The organism is Actinomadura sp. NEAU-AAG7, from assembly GCF_018603865.1.
In the GTDB taxonomy this organism is placed as follows: Bacteria; Actinomycetota; Actinomycetes; order Streptosporangiales; family Streptosporangiaceae; genus Spirillospora; species Spirillospora litoris.
Genome location: NZ_JAHFZY010000003.1, coordinates 890,973 through 912,324, shown reverse-complemented (window position 1 = coordinate 912,324; position 21,352 = coordinate 890,973). Strand labels below are relative to the sequence as shown.

The 21,352-nt window shown below is 77.6% G+C and carries 3 protein-coding genes; all 3 read right to left on the bottom strand.

Annotation, left to right across the window (positions count from 1 at the left end):
- Positions 1–3: 3 nt before the first annotated feature.
- From KLI87_RS18685 to KLI87_RS18675, 3 genes are read right to left on the bottom strand one after another with little or no spacing between them, the layout of a single operon-like run.
- Complete coding sequence (locus KLI87_RS18685; RefSeq protein WP_214618021.1) at positions 4–3,093, bottom strand: type I polyketide synthase; 3,090 nt, start codon at positions 3,091–3,093, stop codon at positions 4–6.
- Entirely contained in the window at positions 3,090–8,219 is a 5,130-nt protein-coding gene (locus KLI87_RS18680; RefSeq protein ID WP_214618020.1) for a type I polyketide synthase, read from the bottom strand. Before KLI87_RS18680 ends, KLI87_RS18685 begins: the two co-directional genes overlap by 4 nt.
- 11 nt (positions 8,220–8,230) lie before the next feature.
- The gene (locus KLI87_RS18675; protein WP_214618019.1) at positions 8,231–21,259 is read right to left on the bottom strand and encodes a type I polyketide synthase; all 13,029 of its coding nucleotides are present in this window, start codon (positions 21,257–21,259) and stop codon (positions 8,231–8,233) included.
- Positions 21,260–21,352: the final 93 nt, after the last annotated feature.

Below are 21,352 nucleotides of genomic sequence, written 5' to 3'. Positions count from 1 at the left end.
GGTTCAGCCCTCCACCGGATCGGTCGGCGCGGTCGGCTCGGTCGGCTCGGACAGCTCGGTCAGCAGGTGGTCGGCCAGCTCGGCCGGGGTGGCCAGGTCGAAGATCAGCATCGCGGGGAGCTCCAGGCCGGTCGCGGCGGCGAGCCGGTTGCGCAGCTCGACGGCGGTGAGCGAGACGAACCCGGCCTCGAAGAACACCTCGGCGGGGGCGAGGGTCTCGGCGGGCGGGCGGCCCAGCACCGCCGACGCCTCGGCGCGCACGAACGCCAGCAGGGTCTCGCGGCGCTCGTCCTCGGGGAGGTCGGCGAGCCCGGCGAGCGGGTCGGCCTTCTCCTCGGGCTCCTCCGCCTCCGCCGCCGGGCGGGCGGTGGCGGTGGGCGCGGCGGACTCCAGCCAGTAGTGGCGGTGCTGGAAGGCGTAGGTGGGCAGGTCGACGCGGGGGCGGCCCGCCAGGAGCGCCGACCAGTCGACTCCGGCGCCGCGCACGCGCAGGGCCGCCGCCGACAGCAGGAACGCGCCGAGCCCGCCCTCGCCCCGGCGCAGCGTGCCGGTCACGGCTGCGGCCGGCCCGGCGGCGCCGGTGATCTCGGCCGCCAGCACGGGGTGCGCGCTCACCTCGACGAACGTGCGGAAACCTTCGTCCAGGAGAGCGCGGGTCGCGGTGTCGAAGCGGACGGTGCCGCGCAGGTTGCGGTACCAGTAGGCGGCGTCGAGGCGCGTGGTGTCGATCCGGCCGCCCTCGACGGTCGAGTAGAACGGGACGGCGGACGGCTTCGGCGCGAGCCCGTCCAGGAGCGCGTGCAGCTCGTCGCGGATGCCCTCGACGTGCGCGCTGTGCGAGGCGTAGTCGACGGGGACGCGGCGGACCCGCACGCCGTCGTCCTCGCAGGACTCGATCAGCTCGGCGAGTGCGTCGGCGTCCCCGGCGACGACGACCGAGGCGGGTCCGTTGACCGCCGCCGTCGCGAGGCGGCCGTCCCAGCGCCGCAGCCGGGCGGTGACCCTGTCCTCGGGGAGCGCGATCGAGGCCATGCCGCCCTTGCCCGCCAGGCCGCGGCCGATGGCCTGGCTCCGCAGCGCCACGACGCGCGCCGCGTCCTCCAGGGACAGGGCGCCGGCGATGTGCGCGGCGGCGATCTCGCCCTGCGAGTGCCCGACGACGGCGTCGGGACGGACGCCGAACGACTCCCACAGCCGCGCCAGCGCCACGTTCACCGCGAACGAGGCGGGCTGGACGACGTCCACGCGTTCCAAGCCGCCCCGCAGCTCCTCGGCCAGCGACCAGTCCACGTACGGCTTCAGGGCGGCCTCGACCTCGTCCAGCGCGCGGGCGAACACGGGAGACCCGGCCGCGAGTTCGACGCCCATCCCCGACCACTGCGCGCCCTGCCCGGAGAACACCAGGACGGTGCGGCCCTCGACGTCCGCGACGCCGGTCACCGCGACCGGCGAGGGCTCCCCCGCCGCCACCGCGCGCAGCCCGTCCAGCGCCTCGCCCCGGTCGGCGGCGACCACGACGGCGCGGTGGGCGAGCGCGGCCCGGCCGGACGCCAGCGACGCGGCGACGGCACCGGGCTCCAGCCCGGGGCGGTCAGCCACGAACGCGGCGAGCCGCGCGGCCTGGGCGCGCAGCGCGTCCGGGGACCCCCCCGAGACCTCCCAGGGGGTCCGGTCCAGGGGCGGGGGCGGGGCCTCCGGTTCGGCGTCCGCCGGGGCCTGCTCGATGATCACGTGCGCGTTGGTGCCGCTGACCCCGAACGAGGACACCCCGGCCCGGCGGGGGCGACCGGGGTCGGGCCACTCCCGCCGCTCGGTGAGCAGCCGGACCGCGCCGTCCTGCCAGTCGACCTGCGAGGACGGAGCGTCCACGTGCAGCGTCGCGGGCAGGACGCCGTGCCGGAGGGCCTCGACCACCTTGATGATCCCGGCGGCCCCGGCGGCGGCCTGCGCGTGCCCGATGTTGGACTTCAGCGACCCGAGCCACAGCGGGCGGTCGTCCGGGCGGTTGCGGCCGTAGGTCGCGAGGAGCGCCTGGGCCTCGATCGGGTCGCCCAGCGGCGTGCCGGTCCCGTGGCCCTCCACCGCGTCCACATCCTGCGGGGTCAGGCCCGCCGCGTCCAGCGCGGCGCGGATGACGCGCTGCTGGGACGGCCCGTTGGGCGCGGTGAGCCCGTTGGACGCGCCGTCCTGGTTGACGGCGCTGCCGCGCACCACCGCCAGCACGGGATGGCCGTTGCGGAGGGCGTCCGGCAGCCGCTCCAGCAGGAGCACCGCCGCGCCCTCGGCCCAGCCGGTGCCGTCGGCGGCGTCGGCGAACGCCTTGCAGCGCCCGTCGGGCGCGAGGCCGCGCTGCCGGGAGAACTCGACGAACGGCGACGGCCGCGCCATCACCGCGACGCCCCCGGCGAGCGCGAGCCGGCATTCGCCGTCGCGCAGCGCCCGCGCCGCGAGGTGCACGGCGACCAGCGAGGACGAGCAGGCGGTGTCGACCGTGAGCGCCGGGCCTTCGAGGCCGAGGGTGTAGGAGACCCGGCCGGACACGACGCTGCCCGAGGTCCCGGTGCCGAGGAACCCCTCCAGGTCGCCCGGCACGTCCGCGAGGCCCGCGGCGTAGTCGTGGTACATCACGCCGGTGAACACGCCGACGCGTTCGCCGCGCAGCGCGGTGGGCGCGACGCCCGCGCGTTCGAGCGCCTCCCAGGAGATCTCCAGCATGAGCCGCTGCTGGGGGTCCATCGCCAGCGCCTCGCGCGGCGAGATCCCGAACAGCGCGGCGTCGAACGCCCCGGCGTCGCGCAGGAACCCGCCCTCGCGCACGTAGGAGGTGCCGGGGCGGTCGGGGTCGGGGTCGAAGAGCGCGCCGAGGTCCCAGCCCCGGTCGTCGGGGAAGGACGAGAGCCCGTCCCGGCCCTGCGACACCAGGTCCCACAGGTCCTCGGGCGAGGCGACCCCGCCGGGCAGGCGGCACGCCGCCGCGACGATCGCGACCGGGGCGTCGGCGGCCCGCGCCGCGAGCCGGTCGACCTCCTGCCGCAGCCGCTCGTTGTCGGCCAGCGCGACGCGCAGCGCCCGCACGACCCTGTCCTCGCTCATCGGTTCCCTCCGAGTGCCCGTTCCACCAGGTCGTCGACGCTCATCTCCTCGATCGCCGAGGCGACCGGGTCCTCGGGCGGGTCGGGCACCAGCTCGGCCAGCAGCCGCCGGGCCAGGTCGGCGGGGGTCGGGTGGTCGAAGACGAGCGTGGCGGGCAGCCGCACCCCGGCCGCCCGTGCGAGCCGGTTGCGCAGCTCGACCGCCGCGAGCGAGTCGAACCCGAGGTCCCGGAACGCCTGCGCCGCGCCGATCTCGTCCGGCGAGGCGTGCCCGAGGACGGACGCGGCGCCGCGCCGGACGAGGTCCAGGGTGAGCCCCGGGCGCTCGGGGGCGGGCAGGGCGGCCAGGCGCGCGGCGAACGACGCGGTCTCCCGCTCGGCGGCGGGCGGCGCGGCGGCGCGGGCCGGGCGGACCAGGCCGCGCAGGACGGGCGGCAGGTCCCCCTCGGCGGCGAGGGAGCGCAGCGCGGCGAGGTCGAACCGCGCCGCGACGAGGACCGGGTCCCGCGCGCCGAGCGCGGCGTCGAACAGGGCCAGCCCCTCCGCGGTGGAGAGCCCGGCGAGCCCGGCGCGGGCGAGCCTCGCCAGGCCCGCGTCGCCGAGGTGCCCGGTCATCCCGCTCGCCCGCGCCCACAGCCCCCACGCGATGGACACGGCGGGGAGCCCCTCGGCCCGCCGCAGCCGGGCGAGCCCGTCCAGGAACCCGTTGGCCGCCGCGTACCCGGCCTGGCCCGCGTTGCCGAGGACGCCGGCGCCCGAGGAGAACAGGACGAACGCCGCGAGGTCCAGGTCGCGGGTCAGCTCGTGCAGGTTCCAGGCGGCGTCGGCCTTGGGGCGGAACACCGCGGCGATCCGCCGGGGGTCGAGGTCGTCGAGCAGCGCGTCGTCCAGGACGCCGGCCGCGTGGACGACGGCGGTCAGCGGATGCTCGGCCGGGACCGTCGCCAGGACGTCCGCCAGCGCCGCCGGGTCGGCGGCGTCGGCGGCCGCGACCCGCACCCGGGCCCCGGCCTCGCGCAGCGCGGCCGACAGCCCGTCCGCGCCGGGCGCGGCGTCGCCGCGGCGGCTGACCAGGAGGAGCTCCCGCACTCCGTGCGCCTCGACGAGGTGGCGTGCGACGAGCCCGCCCAGCGTTCCGGTGCCTCCGGTGATCAGCACCGTCCCGCCGGGATCGAGGGGCCTCGGCGCGGCCGTGTCGGCGTGCGCGATCCGGGGGACGTGGGCGCTCCCGGCCCGCAGCGACACCTGGGGTTCGCCGGAGGCGATGATCCCGGGAAGCGCCGCCCTCGCGTTCTCGGCCGCGTCCGTCTCCAGCAGGACGACCCGTCCGGGCTGCTCGCGCTGCGCCGACCGCACGAGGCCCCGGACGGCCGAGGCGGCGAGGTCGCCGGGCGCGTCGCCGGTGAGGACCGCGACCGGGCCGCCGTCGCCGCTGAGCCGGGCGGTGAGGAAGGCGAGCGCCGCCGCCGTCGCCTCCCGGGCCCGCTCCGGGGTCCGGCCGCCGTGGGCGGTGAGGTCGAGCACGTCCTCGTCCGGGATCCCGGCGGCGGACGCGGGCAGGGTGACCGGCACCGGTTCGAGCCGGTAGGCCAGGTCGTGGGCGGGCGCCAGCCGGTCGGGGGCCACGGGCCTGAGCACGAGGGAGCCGATCGAGGCGACGGGCGCGCCGCCCCGGTCGGCGACGGTGATCGCGTACGCGGACGCCGCCGCGTCGCGGGTCGCCCGGACGCGCAGCGCCGACGCCCCGGACGCGTGCAGGCGCACGCCGGTCCAGGCGAAGGGCAGCGGGATCCGGCCGTCCTCGGGGACGTCCGCGCCGAGGAGGCGGGTGGCCTGGAGTGCGGCGTCCAGCAGGGCCGGGTGCAGGGCGAAGCCGTCCGCCTCGACGCCCTCGGGCAGCTCGACGTCCGCGAAGACCGCGTCGCCGCTCCGCCAGGCCGCGCGGAGCCCCTGGAACGCGGGCCCGTAGGCGTAGCCGTCCTCCGCCATCCGCGCGTAGAAGTCGCCGACCGGGACCGGCTCGGCGTTCGCGGGCGGCCACGGGAACGGCTCCGGCGCGGGCCCCCCGGCGGACAGCCGGCCGGTGGCGTGCCGGGTCCACCGTCCTTCGTCCCGCCGCGAGTGGATGGCGACGTCCGGGCCGTCGGCGACGACCCTGAGCTGGACCTCCCCCTCGCCGGGGACGGTCAGCGGCGTCTCGATGACGAGTTCGTCCAGCCCGCCGTGCCCGGTCTCGGCCCCGGCGTGCAGCGCCAGCTCGACCAGCGCCGAGCCCGGCAGGACGGTCGTGCCCGCGACCGCGTGGTCGGCGAGCCAGCCGTGGTCGCGCGCGGACAGGCGGCCGGTGAGCACGACGCCGCCCGGCAGCGGGACGGCGGCGCCGAGCAGCGGGTGCCCGGCCTCCTCCAGCCCGGCGGCGGTGAGGTCGCCGCCGCCGCGTCCGGTGTCGAGCCAGTAGCGGCGGTGCTGGAAGGCGTAGGTGGGCAGGTCCGCGCGCCGGAACGGGCCGGGCCCGAACGCCGCGCTCCAGTCGACGCCGACCCCGGCCGCGTGCGCCTCGCCGGCGGAACGCAGGAACCGGTCCAGCCCGCCGTCGTCGCGGCGCAGCCCGCCGACGACGACCGCGGGTGCGGGGACGGTCTCCGCGATGCTCGGGACCAGGACCGGATGCGCGCTGATCTCGATGAACGCGCCGAACCCGTCCTTGGCGAGGGTCTCGGCGGCGTCGGCGAACCGCACGGTCCGGCGCAGGTTGCGGTACCAGTAGCGGCCGTCGAGGGCCGTCGTGTCGAGCCACCGGCCTTCGACGGTGGAGAAGAAGGGCACCGGCGAGGTCCGGGGGCTGAGGCCGTCGAGCAGGTCCGCCAGTTCGCCCTCGATGGACTCGACGTGGGAGCTGTGGGAGGCGTAGTCGACCGGGATCCGGCGCACGCGCACACCCTCGGCCTCGTAGGCCGCGACCAGGTCGTCCAGCGCGTGCGGGTCGCCCGAGACGACCGCCGAGGCGGGGCCGTTGACGGCCGCGATCTCCAGCCCGGGGACGAGCCGCGCGGCGACCCGCTCGACCGGCAGCGCGACCGACACCATGCCGCCGCGCCCGGCCAGGCGGCGGGCGATGGCCTGGCTCCGCAGCGCCACCACGCGCGCCGCGTCCTCCAGGGAGAGCGCCCCGGCGATGTGCGCGGCGGCGATCTCCCCTTGGGAGTGGCCGACCACCGCGTCGGGACGGACGCCGAACGACTCCCACAGCCGGGCCAGCGCCACGTTCACCGCGAACGAGGCGGGCTGGACGACGTCCACCCGCTCCAGCCCGCCGCCCAACTCCTCGGTCAAGGACCAGTCGGCATACGGCTTCAACGCCGCCTCGACCTCCGCCAGCGCACCGGCGAACACCGGGGACGCCTCGGCCAGCGCCAGTCCCATCCCCGACCACTGCGCTCCCTGGCCCGGGAACACGAAGACCGTCCTGCCCTCGGCCTCGGCGGGGCCGGTCGACTCGACCTCCGCGAGCGCGGTGAGCGCGGCGGCGCGGTCACCGGCCACGACGACCGCCCGGTGCTCCAGCGTCGCCCGCGTGGTGGCGAGGGCGTGCCCGATCTCGGCCGGGGTGAGGTCGTCGTTGTCGGCCACGAACGAGGCGAGCCGTTGCGCCTGCGCCCGCAGGCCGTCCGCCGTGCGCGAGGAGAGGAGCCACGGCACCGCCCCGGGCTCGGGCCCCTGCCCGTCCTCGGCGGGCGGCTCGGCGACCGCCTGTTCGAGGATCACGTGGGCGTTGGTGCCGGACACCCCGAACGACGACACGCCCGCCCGGCGCGGACGGTCCACCTCGGGCCAGGCGCGCGGCTCTTCCAGCACCCGGACGGCACCCGCCGACCAGTCCACCTTCGACGTCGGGGCGTCCACGTGCAGGGTCGGCGGCAGGACTCCGTTGCGCAGCGCCTGCACCATCTTGATCACACCGGCCACGCCCGCCGCCGCCTGCGCGTGCCCGATGTTCGACTTCAGCGACCCGAGCCACAGGGGCCGGTCGTCCGGCCGGTCCTGACCGTAGGTCGCCAGCAGCGCGCGCGCTTCGATGGGGTCGCCCAACTTCGTGCCCGTGCCATGGCCCTCGACGGCATCGACGTCGCCGCTCGACAGCCCGGCGTTCAGCAGCGCCTCGCGGATCACCCGCTCCTGGGAGGGTCCGTTCGGCGCGGTCAGACCGTTGGACGCGCCGTCCTGGTTCACCGCCGAGCCGCGCACCACCGCCAAGACCTCGTGGCCGTTGCGGCGCGCGTCCGACAGGCGCTCCAGCACCAGCACCCCGACGCCCTCGGAGAGGCCGGTGCCGTCGGCGGCCTCGGCAAACGCCTTGCAGCGGCCGTCGGCGGCGAGCCCGCGCTGGCGGGAGAAGTCGACGAAGACCTCCGGCGTCGCCATCACGGCCACTCCCCCGGCCAGCGCCAGCGACGACTCGCCCGAGCGCAGCGACTGCGCGGCCAGGTGCAGCGCCACCAGCGACGACGAGCACGCCGTGTCCACCGTCACCGCCGGGCCCTCCAGGCCGAACGTGTAGGACACGCGGCCGGTGGCGACGCTGCCGGAGTTGCCGATGCCGAAGTAGCCTTCGAGGCCGTCCGGGAGGCCGCCGAGGTTGTCCCGGTAGTCGTGGAACATCAGCCCGGTGAACACCCCGGCGCGGGCGCCGCGCAGCGAGGTCGGGTCGATGCCCGCGCGTTCGAGCGCCTCCCACGACACCTCCAGCAGCAGCCGCTGCTGAGGATCGATGGCGAGCGCCTCGCGTGGCGAGATCCCGAACAGCGCCGCGTCGAAGCCGCCCGGCTCGTCCAGGAAGCCGCCTTCCTTGGCGTAGGTCCTGCCGCGCCGTTCGGGGTCGGGGTCGTGGAGCCGGTCCGGGTCCCAGCCCCGGTCGCGGGGGAACGCGGAGACGGCGTCGCGGCCCTCGGCGACGAGCGTCCACAGGTCCTCCGGGGAGGCGACCCCGCCGGGGAGGCGGCAGGCCATGCCGACGATCGCGATCGGCTCGGTCCGCCGGGCCTCGGCCTCGTGCAGCCGGGCACGGGCGCGCCGCAGGTCGGCGAGGGTCCGCCGCAGGTAGTCGCGCAGCTTCTCGTCGTTGGCCATGTGCTCCTCCTTCAGACCTGTCCGAGTTCGTGGTCGACGAGCGCGAAGAGCTGGTCGTCGCTCGCCGCCTCCAGGTCGGGGCCGGGCTCGCCGGACCCGGCGAGGCGGGCGGTCAGGGCGTCGAGGCGCGCGAGGATCCGGTCGCGGAGCGCGCCGTCCGCCGGGGGGTCGCCGAGCGCGCGTTCCAGCCGTTCCAGTTCACGCAGGGCGGGCGGGGCCTCCTCGCGCGGCGCGACGCCGAGTTCGGCGCGCAGGTGCTCGGCGAGCGCGACCGGGGTGGGATGGTCGAAGACGGCGGTGGCGGCGAGCCGCACGCCCGTCGCCTCGGCGAGCCGGTTGCGCATCCGGACGGCGGCCAGCGAGTCGAACCCGGTGTCCTTGAACGCCTGGTCCGCCCGCACGGGCTCCCCGGCGGGGCGGCCGAGGACGTCCGAGGCGGTGGCGCGCACCAGCTCGACCAGCTCGCGGAGCCGCTCGGCCTCCGGAAGCCGGGCGAGGCGGTCGGCCAGGCCCTCCTCGGCCGGCGCGGCCACGGCCGCGGCCGCGCGCGGCGCCGTCCGCACCAGGCCGCGCAGCAGCGCGGGCAGCGTGCCCTCGCTCGCCCGGTCGCGGAGCGCCGCGTGGTCGAGCCGGGTGGGGACGAGCACGGCCTCGGCGCCGGCGCGCAGCGCGAGGTCCAGCAGCGCGAGGGCCTCCGATGACGAGAGCGCCACCTGGAGCCCCTCGGCGAGCCGGTCGCGGCCCGCCTCGCCGAGGCGGCCGGTGAGGCCGGACGCCTCGTCCCACAGGCCCCAGGCCAGCGAGACGGCGGGCAGCCCTTCGGCGCGCCGCGCCTCGGCCAGCCCGTCGAGGAACCCGTTGGCCGCCGCGTAGTTGCCCTGGCCCGGGTTGCCGAAGACCCCTGCGCCGGAGGAGAACAGGACGAACGCCGCCAGGTCCAGGTCGCGGGTCAGCTCGTGCAGGTGCCAGGCCGCGTCCGCCTTGGGGCGGAACACCGTGTCGACGCGCCCCGGGGTCAGCGACGCCAGCACGCCGTCGTCCAGCACCGCCGCCGTGTGCACGACGGCCGTCAGCGGGTGCTCGGCCGGTACCTCTGCCAGCAGGCGCGCGAGGGCGGCCCGGTCGGAGACGTCCGCCGCGACCACGCGCACCCGGGCGCCGGCCGCGCGCAGCTCGTCCGCCAGCTCGCCCGCGCCGGGGGCGGCCGGGCCCCGGCGGCTGACCAGCACCAGCTCGCGGACGCCGTGCACGGCGGCCAGGTGCCGCGCGACCAGCCCGCCCAGCGTCCCGGTGCCGCCGGTGACCAGCACCGTGCCGTCCGGGTCGAGTCCGGGCCCCGCGCCGCCGGCCCCCGCCCGCGCCAACCGGGGCGCGTGCAGCCCACCGGCGCGGACGGCGAGTTCCGGCTCGTCCGCCGCGTGCGCGGCGGGCAGCAGGGGGCGCGCGGCGTCCGGGTCGTCGGCCTCCACGAGCGTGATCGGCTCCGGGTCCTCCAGCCGCGCCGTGCGGAGCAGCCCCCGCACGGCCGACCCGGCGGGCCCGGGGCGGGTGAGGACGACCTTCGGGGGCCCGCCGGCGATCCCGCGCAGGGCCCGCTCGACCAGTGCGCGGGCCGCCTCGGGCGGCGCGCCGCCGGGCACGCCGGTGAGGTCGAGCACGTCCCCGGGCGCGAGCGGCGCGGCGTCCGGGGACGTCCGCACGGGCGTCCAGGCGATCCGGTGCAGGGCGTCGGCGGCGGGCTCGGCGGCCGGGCGCAGCACCAGCGAGCCGATCCCGGCGACCGGGCGCCCGGTCCGGTCGGTGATCGCGAAGGACACGGCGTCCTCGCCCGCCCGCGCGGCGTGCACGCGCAGCGCCGTGGCGCCGGACGCGTGGTGGGCGACGTCGTTCCAGGCGAACGGGAGGAGGGGCCTGCCGTCGGCGGAGCGCGGCGCCGCGCCCAGGTTCGCGGACTGGAGCGCCGCGTCCAGCAGGGCGGGGTGCAGGCCGAAGCCGTCCGCCGTGACGCCTTCGGGCAGCTCCACTTCCGCGAACACCTCGTCGCCTCGGGTCCACGCGGCACGCAGCCCCCGGAACGCCGGGCCGTATTCGTATCCGCGCTCGGCGAGGCCGTCGTAGAAGGAGGCGAGGTCGACCGGCTCGGCTCCGGTGGGCGGCCACGCCACCGGCGCGGGGACGGGGCTGTCGGCCGTCACCCGGCCGGTGGCGTGCCGCGTCCAGGGGGCGTCCGGCTCGGGACGGGCGTGGACGCTCAGCGGGCGCCTCCCGGCATCGTCCTCGGCGCCGACGGAGACCGAGACCTCCACCGCGCCGTGGTCCGGGATCGCCAGCGGCGCCTCGATGACCAGGTCGTCCAGTGCGGTGGCGCCGGTCTCCCGCGCGGCCCGCAGGGCCAGCTCGACGAAGGCCGCGCCCGGCAGCAGGACGCGTCCCGCCACGGCGTGGTCGGCCAACCAGGGCCGGCCGGTGAGGGAGAGGCGGCCCGAGGCGAGCACGCCGCCGGTCTCCGGGTCGGGCGTGACCGTCTCCAGCAGGGACCCGGACGGCTCGATCCAGTAGCGGCGCCGCTGGAACGCATACGTCGGCAGCCGCACCGGCCGGGGCGCCGGGGTGTGGAGCGCCGACCAGTCGACGGGCACGCCGCGCACCTGGAGCTCGCCGAGCGACAGCAGGAAGCGCCGCAGGTCGCCGTCGTCGCGGCGGAGCGAGCCGACGACGGCGGCCGGACGGTCGTCCAGGATCTCCTGGACGCTCGCCGAGAGCACGGGATGCGCGCTGACCTCGACGAACGCGCGGAAGCCCTCCTCGGCGAGGGTCTCGACGGCGTCGGCGAAACGGACCGTCCGGCGCAGGTTGCGGTACCAGTAGCCGCCGTCGAGCGTCGTGGTGTCGAGCCACCGGCCCTCGACCGTCGAGAAGAACGGCACCCGCGACGGCTGCGGCGTGATGCCGTCGAGGAGCGCGGCCAACTCCTCCTCGATCGACTCGACGTGCGAGCTGTGCGAGGCGTAGTCGACCGCGATCCGCCGCACCCGGACGCCGTCGGACTCGCAGGCCCCGACCAGCTCGTCCAGGGCGCTCGGGTCCCCCGCGACGACCACCGACGACGGGCCGTTGACCACGGCGATCTCCAGGTCGCCGGTCAGCCGCGCGGTCACCTGGTCCAGCGGGAGCGCGACCGACACCATGCCGCCCCGGCCCGCCAGCCCGCGCGCGATGGCCTGGCTCCGCAGCGCCACCACGCGCGCCGCGTCCTCCAGGGAGAGCGCTCCGGCGATGTGCGCGGCGGCGATCTCGCCCTGCGAGTGCCCGACGACGGCGTCGGGACGGACGCCGAACGACTCCCACAGCCGCGCCAGTGCCACGTTCACCGCGAACGAGGCGGGCTGGACGACGTCCACCCGGTCCAGGGGGTCGGTCAAAGACCAGGCGACGTAGGGCTCCAGGGCCCGCGCCGCCTCGGCCAGCGCGTCGGCGAAGACCGGGGACGCCTCGGCGAGGGCGCGGCCCATCCCCGCCCACTGGGCGCCCTGGCCGGGGAACACGAAGACCGTCCGGCCCGTGACGTCCGCCGTGCCGGTGACCAGGGCCGGGGACGGGTCGCCCTGCGCCAGGGCGTCGAGCGCCTCCGCCGCCTCGACCCGGTCGGCGGCCACGATGACGGCGCGGTCGGTGAGGGCCGCTCGGGCGGTGGCCAGCGCGTGCCCGATCTCCGCCCCGGCCGGGGCGCCGTCCTGCCTGGCGAACGACGCGAGCCGGGCCGCCTGCGCCCGCAGCGCCTCCGGCCCGCGCGCCGACACCGGCCACACCGTCACGGCCGGTTCCGCGGCCTCGGCCGCGGCGACCGGCTCGGCGACCGGCTCCGCCTCCTCGATGATCACGTGGGCGTTGGTGCCGGACACCCCGAACGACGACACGCCCGCCCGGCGCGGACGGCCGACCTCGGGCCACTCGCGCGGCTCGTCCAGCAGCCGGACGTCGCCCGCCGACCAGTCGATCCGCGACGACGGGGTCTCCGCGTGCAGGGTCCGGGGCAGCACGCCGTTGCGGAGCGCCTGCACCATCTTGATGACGCCGGCCACGCCCGCGGCCGCCTGCGTGTGGCCGAGGTTCGACTTGACCGAACCCAGCCACAGCGGCCGGTCGTCCGGGCGGTCCTGGCCGTAGGTCGCCAGCAGCGCCTGCGCCTCGATGGGGTCGCCCAGCCTCGTGCCCGTCCCGTGGGCCTCGACGGCGTCGACGTCCGCGCCGGTCAGACCGGCGTTCGCGAGCGCCTGGCGGATCACCCGCTCCTGGGAGGGGCCGTTCGGCGCGGTCAGACCGTTGGACGCCCCGTCCTGGTTCACGGCCGAACCCCGCACCACCGCCAGTACCTCGTGGCCGTTGCGGCGCGCGTCCGACAGGCGCTCCAGCACCAGCACCCCGACGCCCTCCGACATGCCGAAGCCGTCGGCGTCCTCGCCGAACGCCTTGCAGCGGCCGTCGGCGGCCAGCCCGCGCTGCCGGGAGAAGCCGACCACGCCCTCCAGCGTGGACATGATCGAGACGCCGCCCGCGAGCGCCAGCGACGACTCGCCCGAGCGCAGCGACTGCGCGGCCAGGTGCAGCGCCACCAGCGACGACGAGCACGCCGTGTCCACCGTCACCGCCGGGCCCTCCAGCCCGAGTGAGTAGGAGACCCGGCCGGTCAGCACGCTCGCCGCGGTGCCGATGACGAGGTAGCCCTCGTCGACCCGGTCGCGGGCGGCGTTCGTCCCGTAGTCCTGGCCGTGCGTCCCGACGAAGACGCCGGTGGGGGTCCCGCGCAGCGACGTGGGGTCGACGCCCGCCCGCTCCAGCGCCTCCCACGACACCTCCAGCAGCAGCCGCTGCTGCGGGTCCATGGCCAGCGCCTCGCGCGGGGAGACGCCGAAGAAGTCCGCGTCGAAGTCGGCCACGCCGCGCAGGAACCCGCCGCCCCGGACGTAGGTCCGGCCCGGCGCGTCGGGGTCGGGGTCGTGGACGCCGTCGAGGTCCCAGCCGCGGTCCGCCGGGAAGGCGGTGACCGCGTCGCCGCCGGTGGTCACGAACCGCCACAGGTCCTCGGCCGAGTCCACGTCCCCGGGGAAGCGGCACGCCATCGCCACGATCGCGACGGCGTCCGAGCCCGCGACCGCCGAGGACACCGACCGGGGCGCAGCCGCCGTCCCGGAGAGCGCGGAGCGCAGGTGCGCGGCCAGCCGCTCGGCCGTGGGATGGTCGAAGACCAGCGTCGCGGGCAGGCGGAGCCCGGTGGCCTCGGCCAGCCGGTTGCGCAGTTCCACCGCCGTGAGGGAGTCGAGGCCGAGCTCCCGGAACGCGCGTCCCGGTTCGACGGCGTCGGGCCCGGCGTGCCCGAGGACGGCGGCCGCCGCGCCCCGCACGACGTCGAGCAGGTCGCTCGCGTGCGGGATCTCGGGGCCGGTCTCCGCCCGCCGGGCCTTGGCGGGCGCCAGGGAACGCAGCAGCGGCGGCACCTCGCCGCCCGCGCGGACGGCCGCGAGGTCCAGCCGGATCGGCACGAGCGCCGGGCGGTCGCTCTCCAGCGCGGCGTCGAACAGCGCGAGGCCCTGCTCGGCGGTCAGCGGACGGGTCCCGGCGCGCGCCATCCGCGCGAGGTCGGTGTCGGAGAGCCGTCCGCCCATCCCTTCGGCCCCGCCCCACAGCCCCCACGCCAGGGAGACCGCGGACAGTCCCCGCTCCCGCCGGTGGCGGGCGAGCGCGTCGAGGAAGGCGTTCCCGGCCGCGTAGTTGCCCTGCCCCGGGCTGCCGAACGTGGCGGACGCCGAGGAGTACAGGACGAACGCGGCGAGGTCGAGGTCGCGGGTCAGCTCGTGGAGGTTCCAGGCGCCGTCCACCTTGGGCGCGAGGGCGGCGTTCCAGGCGTCCGGTCCGAGCGAGGCCAGCACGCCGTCGGCGACGATCCCGGCCGCGTGGACCACGCCGGTGAGCCGGTCGGCGACCTGCCCGACGACCGCGGCGAGGGCGTCCCGGTCCGCCACGTCGGCCGCGACGGCCCGCACCCGCGCCCCGTGCCCGGACAGCTCCTCGACCCATTCCTCCGGCGCGCCGGACCGCGAGAGCAGGACCAGCTCCGCGACGCCGTGCGCCCGGACGAGGTGCCCGGCGACGAGCCGGCCGAGCCCGCCCGTCGCGCCGGTGACCAGCACGGTCCCGCCCGCCAGCCGCGAGCGCTCCGGCGGCTCCGGGAGCGGCGCGCGGGTGAGCCGCGCCACCAGCACGCGCCCCTCGCGCACCGCGAGCCGCGGTTCCTCGGAGACCAGCGGGAGCGCGGCGGCGACCGCCGCGTCGGCCGGGTCGCCGGTGACCAGGGACGCGAACCGGCCGGGGTGCTCCGACTGCGCGCTGCGCACCAGGCCGCGGACCGCCTCGTGCGCGAGGTCGTCCGGCCGGGTGACGACCAGGAGTCGGGCCGCGGCCGCGCGCGGGTCGTCCGGCCACTCGCGCAGGACGCGCAGGACGTCGAGCCCCACCGCGCGGACGCGTTCGGCGAGCGGCAGCGCGGGGTCGCCGCCTTCCACGCGGTGCACGACGACCTCCGGCACCGGACGCACCGCCTCGTCCGCCGGAACCCACGTCACCTCGAACATCCGGCCGCGCGCGCCGCCCGAGGCGAGGCGGCCGGGGTCGAGCGGGCGCAGCGTGAGCGACGCGACGTCCACCACCGGCGTCCCGGACGGGTCCGCCGCGCTGATGGACACGGCGTCGGGCCCGATCGCGGTCAGGTGGACGCGCAGCGTCCGCGCGCCGGTCGCGTGCAGGCGCACACCCGACCACGAGAACGCCAGGCGCGGCCGGTCGGGGTCGGGCAGCAGCCGCGCGGCGGCGATCGGGTGCAGGGCGGCGTCGAGCAGCGCGGGGTGGAGACCGTAGCCGTCCGGGTCGACGTCCTCCGGGAGCCGGAGCTCGACCCACGCCTCCCCGTCGCCCGCCCAGGCCGCCCGGACCGCGTGGAAGGCCGGGCCGTAGTCGACGGTGAGGTCGTCGTAGAAGCCGTCGAGGTCGAGCGGGCGCGCGGCGGCGGGCGGCGGCCAGGGGACGGCCGTGCCGGGACGGGTGTCGTCGGTCAGCGTCGCGGTGGCGTTCTCGGTCCACTCCGCGTCGGCGCCGTCGCGCGTGTGGACGCGGACGGTCCGTCCCTCCACGTGGAACTGGACGTCGAGCGCCCCGCCCTCGGGCACCACGATCGGCGCGGACCCGGTCAGCTCGGCGACGGCGGGCGCGCCGCGCGCGTCGCCGATGTGGTGGAGGACGTCGAGCAGCGCGGTGCCGGGCAGCAGCACGGCGCCGTCCACGCGGTGGTCGGCGAGCCATCGCGGGTCGCGCGCGGTCAGCCGCCCGGTGAGCACGGCGCCGTCCGCTCCGGCGAGCGGGACGAGCGCGTCGAGCAGCGGGTGCCCGGCCGCCTCCGCCCCGGCTCCGGCGCCCCGGGCGGGTTCGAGCCAGTAGCGCTCGCGCTGGAAGGCGTAGGTCGGCAGCGCGACCGGACGCGGCTCGGCGCCCGCGAACACCGCCGTCCAGTCGACCGGGACGCCCCGCACGTGCAGTTCGCCGAGCGAGAGCAGCAGGCGCCGCGTGCCGCCGTCGTCGCGGCGCAGCGTCCCGACGACCACCGACGGCTCCGGCGCGAGCTCCGCGATCGCGGGCGCCAGCACGGGATGCGCGCTGACCTCGACGAACGCGCGGAAGCCCTCGTCGGCGAGGGTCTCGACGGCGTCGGCGAACCGGACCGTCCGGCGCAGGTTGCGGTACCAGTAGCCGCCGTCGAGCGTCGTGGTGTCGAGCCACCGGCCCTCGACCGTGGAGAAGAACGGCACCCGCGACGGCCGTGGAGCGAGGCCGTCGAGCAGGTCGGCCAGCTCGTCCTCGATCGACTCGACGTGGGAGGTGTGCGAGGCGTAGTCGACCGGGATCCGCCGCGCGCGCACGCCGTCGGACTCGCAGGCCGCGACCAGCTCGTCCAGGGCGTGCGGGTCGCCCGAGACGACCGCCGAGGCGGGGCCGTTGACGGCCGCGATCTCCAGCCCGGGGACGAGCCGGGCGGCGACCTCCTCGACCGGCAGCGCGACCGACACCATCCCGCCCCGGCCGGACGGACCTCGCGCGATGGCCTGGCTCCGCAGCGCCACCACGCGCGCCGCGTCCTCCAGTGACAGCGCCCCGGCGACGTGCGCCGCGGCGATCTCGCCCTGGGAGTGGCCCACGACCGCGTCCGGTGCCACGCCGTAGGAGCGCCACACCTCCGCCAGCGCGACCATGACCGCGAAGGAGGCGGGCTGCACGACGTCCACCCGGTCGAGGGGGCCGCGCAGCTCCTCGGTGAGCGACCAGTCCACGTGGGCGGAGAGCGCGGCGGCGACCTCGGCCAGCCGGGCGGCGAAGACCGGCGACGTCTCCAGCAGCTCCGCGCCCATCCCGGCCCACTGCGTGCCCTGGCCGGGGAACACGAACACCGTCCTGCCGTCCACGTCGGCGACGCCCGACACGACGTCCTGCGCGGGGGCCCCCTCCGCGAGCGCGCCCAGCCCGGCGGCGGCCTCGTCCCGGCCACCCGCCACGACCACCGCGCGGTGGTGCAGCGCGGCGCGGGTCGTGGCCAAGGAGGAGGCGATGTCGGCCGGCCGGGTCTCGGGACGGGCGAGGACGTCGTCGCGCAGCAGCCCGGCCTGCGCGCGCAGCGCGGCCGCCGCGCGGGCTGAGACCGGCAGGGCGACCACGTCCAGGTCGGGCGCCGAGGGGACGCCGGGGGACGCGGCGTCCGGAGCCTGCTCGATGATCACGTGGGCGTTGGTGCCGGACACGCCGAACGACGACACCCCCGCCCGGCGCGGACGGTCCACCTCGGGCCAGCCGCGCGCCTCGTCCAGCAGCCGGACGCCGCCGGACGACCAGTCCACCTTCGACGACGGCGCGTCCACGTGCAGGGTCCTGGGCAGCACGCCGCTGCGGAGCGCCTGCACCATCTTGATCACACCGGCCACGCCCGCAGCCGCCTGCGCGTGCCCGATGTTCGACTTCAGCGACCCGAGCCACAGCGGCTGATCGTCCGGGCGGTCCTGGCCGTAGGTCGCCAGCAGCGCCTGCGCCTCAATGGGGTCGCCCAGCCTCGTGCCCGTGCCATGGCCCTCGACGGCATCGACGTCCGCGCCGGTCAGACCGGCGTTGGCCAGCGCCTGGCGGATCACCCGCTCCTGGGAGGGGCCATTAGGCGCGGTCAGGCCGTTGGACGCCCCGTCCTGGTTCACCGCCGAGCCGCGCACCACCGCCAAGACCTCGTGGCCGTTGCGGCGCGCGTCCGACAGGCGCTCCAGGACCAGCACCCCGACGCCCTCGGACCAGGCGGTGCCGTCGGCGGCCTCGGCGAACGCCTTGCAGCGGCCGTCGGAGGCCAGCGCGCCCTGCCTGGTGAACTCGACGAACGACGTGGGACGGGCCATCACGGCCACTCCCCCGGCCAGCGCCAGCGACGACTCGCCCGAGCGCAGCGACTGCGCCGCCAGGTGCAGCGCCACCAGCGACGACGAGCACGCCGTGTCCACCGTCACCGCCGGGCCCTCCAGCCCCAGCGTGTAGGACACGCGGCCGGAGGCGACGCTGCCGGAGTTGCCGGTGCCCAGATAGCCCTCCAGGTCGGCGGGCACGTCGCCGAGGTCGGTCGCGTAGTCGTGGTACATCAGGCCGGAGAAGACGCCGACGTCGCGGCCGCGCAGCGAGGTGGGATCGACGCCCGCCCGCTCCAGCGCCTCCCACGACACCTCCAGCAGCAGCCGCTGCTGCGGGTCCATGGCCAGCGCCTCGCGCGGGGAGACGCCGAAGAACGCCGCGTCGAAGTCCCCGGCGTCGTGGAGGAACCCGCCGTGCCGCGTGGCCGAGCGCACGGACTCCAGGTCCCAGCCCCGGTCGGCGGGGAACCCGGTGATCGCCTCCGCGCCCTCGGCGACGAGGCGCCACAGGCCGTCGGGGGAGGAGATCCCGCCGGGGAGGCGGCACGCCATGCCCACGATCGCGACGGGCTCGCCGGACGAGACGTGCGGGACGGCGGCGGCCCCGGCGGTGTCCTCGCCGAGCAGCGCCGCCCGCAGGTACCGCGCCACGGCGAGCGGGGACGGGTGGTCGAAGGCCAAGGTGGCGGGGAGCGCCAGGCCCGACCGGACGACGAGCCGGTCGCGCAGCGCGACCGCGGTCACCGAGGTGAGGCCCAGGTCGCGGAAGGCCGCGTCGGCGGGGACGTCCCCGCCGTCCCCGAGCAGACCGGCGACCTCCGCGCGGACCAGGTCGCTCAGCAGCCGGTCGCGGTCGCTCTCGCCGGGCAGGTCCAGGAGGCGGCGGCGCAGTCCGGCCGTCACGGCGCCGTCGGCCGCCACCGGGGCCGACGAGGACGACGGCGCCTCGACCAGGCCGCGCAGCGGGGCGGGCACCTCGTCGGCCCGCAGCGCCGCGAGGTCCAGGCGGAACGCGGCGAGGCAGGTGTCGCCGGACGCGAGCGCCGCGTCCAGCATCGCCGTGCGCTCCTGGGCCGTGAGCCGCCCGGCGCCGGGCGGCGGCGCGCCGCCCTCGACGGGCCCGACCGCCAGCGACAGTGCGGGCAGCCCCCCGGCCGCGCGGCGGCGGGCCAGCGCGTCGAAGGAGGCGGCCGGCGCGGCCTCGTCCTCCCGCCCCGCGGCCCCGAGAAGCCCGGTGACCGGGGAGAGCAGCACGAACGCGTCCAGGTCCCAACCGGCGGCGAGTTCGGACAGGCGCACCGCGTCGTCCCCGTCGCCGGATGCGTGCACGACGGCCCCGACCGGGCCGTGCGCGCCGAGCGCGTCGGTGTCGAGGTCGGCGACGGCGACCTCGACGCCCCGCTCGTCCAGGTCGGCGCGCAGGTCCGCCGCGCCGCGCTCGCCCGCCAGCACCAGCCTCCGGACGCTGTAGGCCCCGGTCAGGTGGCGGGCGACGGCGGCGCCGAGTTCGCCGTCCGCGCCGGTGAGGAGGACGGCCCGGTCCGCGCCGAACGGGGGCCGGGCACCGGCGTCCGCCGCCGTGGCGACCCGCGCCGCGCGCGGCACCAGCGGCACGCCCGACCGGACGGCCGCCTGCGGCTCGCCCGCCGCCACCACCTCGGCGGCGAGCCGCTCGGCGTCGGCGTCCGCGACGGCGTCCAGGTCGAGCAGCGTGAACCGGCCCGGGAACTCGGCCTGGACGCAGCGCACCACGCCCCACACCGCGGCCTGCCCGGCATCCGGACCGGCGTCCGTGCCCTCGACGCCGACCGCCCCGCGCGTCACGACGACGCGGTGCGCGCCCGCGTTCCGCTCGTCGCCCGCCCACTCCCTCAGCCGGGCGGCGAGGCCGTGCGCGTCCGCCGCCAGGACGACCTCGGGTGCGGCGTCGCCCGAACCTGACCGGCCCGGGACGGAGGGCAGCGGGATCCAGTCCAGCCGGAACAGCGTGTCGTGGCGGCCCGCGCCGGACGCGCGCAGCCGCGCCGGGCGCTCCAGCAGGACGCGGCGGGTGACCTTCCCCGAGGCCGTGCGCGGGACCTCGTCGATCTCGTACAGCTCCTCCGGCACCTTGAAGTAGGCGAGGCGCTCCCGGCAGGCGGCGAGCAGCGCCTCCGGGTCCAGGCCGTCCGGGCCCGGCACCACGAAGGCCACCGGCACCTCGCCGAGCACCTCGTGCGGGCGCCCGGCGACCGCGACGTCGGCGACCCCGGGCCGGCCGCGCAGGACCTCCTCCACCTCTCCCGGGTGGATGTTCTCGCCGCCCCGGATGATCAGTTCCTTGATCCGCCCGGTGATGGTGAAGTAGCCGGCCGCGTCCCGCCGGGCCAGGTCGCCGGTGCGGTACCAGCCGTCGCGGAACGCGGCGGCGGTGGCCTCGGGCTGGTTGTGGTAGCCGGCCATCACGCTCGGGCCGCGGACCCAGACCTCGCCCTCCTCGCCCGGCCCGGCGTCCACGCCGGTCTCGGGGTCCACCAGCCGCACGCCGAGGCCCGGCACGGGCAGGCCGCACGACCCCTCGACGCGGGCGCCGGTCGGCCAGTTGATCGTGATGGACCCGCAGGTCTCGGTGCTGCCGTAGGCGTCCAGCAGCGGCGCGCCGAACGCCTCCTCGAACTCCCGGCGCAGCGCCGCCGTGGTGACCGCGCCGCCGACCAGGCACATCCGCAGGTGCGGCGCCCGGAACCCGTCCTCGCGCGCGGCGCGGACGAGGTGGTGGTACATCGTCGGGACGCCCGCGAGGAACGTGGCCCCGTCCTCGCGCAGCGCGGCGAGCACCTCGGCCGCGCTGAAGCCGTCCAGGACGCGCGCGGTCGCGCCGACCGCCGTGACGCCGAGCACGCACGCGATGTGGGAGAGGCTGTGGAACAGCGGCAGCGGCCACAGGACGCGGTCCTCGGCCGTCAGCCCCGGCACCGGGACGTAGCAGGCCGCGACCGACCACAGGCAGTTGCGCTGGGTGGACACGACCCCCTTCGGCCTGCCGGTGGTGCCGGAGGTGTAGAGCATCCAGGCCGGGTCGTCCAGGCCGAGGTCGTCGCGGGCGGGCGTGACGGGCTCGGTCCCCGCGAGCGCCTCGAAGGAGAGCGCCCCCGGCGGGGCGTCGCCCACGACGACGACCGTGATGTCCGGCCGGTCCCGGAGCACGCGGCCCAGCGGCGCGCCGGGCGCGGCGTGCGCGGCCTCGGTGAGCACCAGCCGGGCGCCGCTGTCGTCGAGGAGGTGCGCCAGCTCCGCCTCGGTGAGGCGCGGGTTCACCGGGACGCCGACCGCGCCCGCCCGGACCAGCGCCAGATAGCCCTCGACCATCTCGACGCGGTTGCCGAGCAGGAGGGCCGCGCGGTCGCCCGGCTGGAGCCGGCGCTCGGCGAGATGGCCCGCGAGGCGGCGCGTCCGCGTTTCCAGTTCCGCATAGGCGACGGCCCGCCGCGCGTCCCGGAAGGCGATCTTCCGGGGAGCGCGGCGGGCGTGTTCGGTCAACAATTCGGGCAGCGGCCGAATCAGCTCCGTTCGCAGCATCCCGGCGCATCCCCCAAAGAGAGTGGGTCCTGAACGAAAAGCGCTCGCGAATGGTCGCGGGCCCGTGCGGTCCAGTCTCTTCAAAGAACGGTC

Coding starts and splice junctions, on each gene's coding strand:
- KLI87_RS18680 (WP_214618020.1), bottom strand. CDS start 8,219: ATGGCCAACGACGAGAAGCTGCGCGACTACCTGCGGCGGACCCTCGCC.
- KLI87_RS18675 (WP_214618019.1), bottom strand. CDS start 21,259: ATGCTGCGAACGGAGCTGATTCGGCCGCTGCCCGAATTGTTGACCGAA.
- KLI87_RS18685 (WP_214618021.1), bottom strand. CDS start 3,093: ATGAGCGAGGACAGGGTCGTGCGGGCGCTGCGCGTCGCGCTGGCCGAC.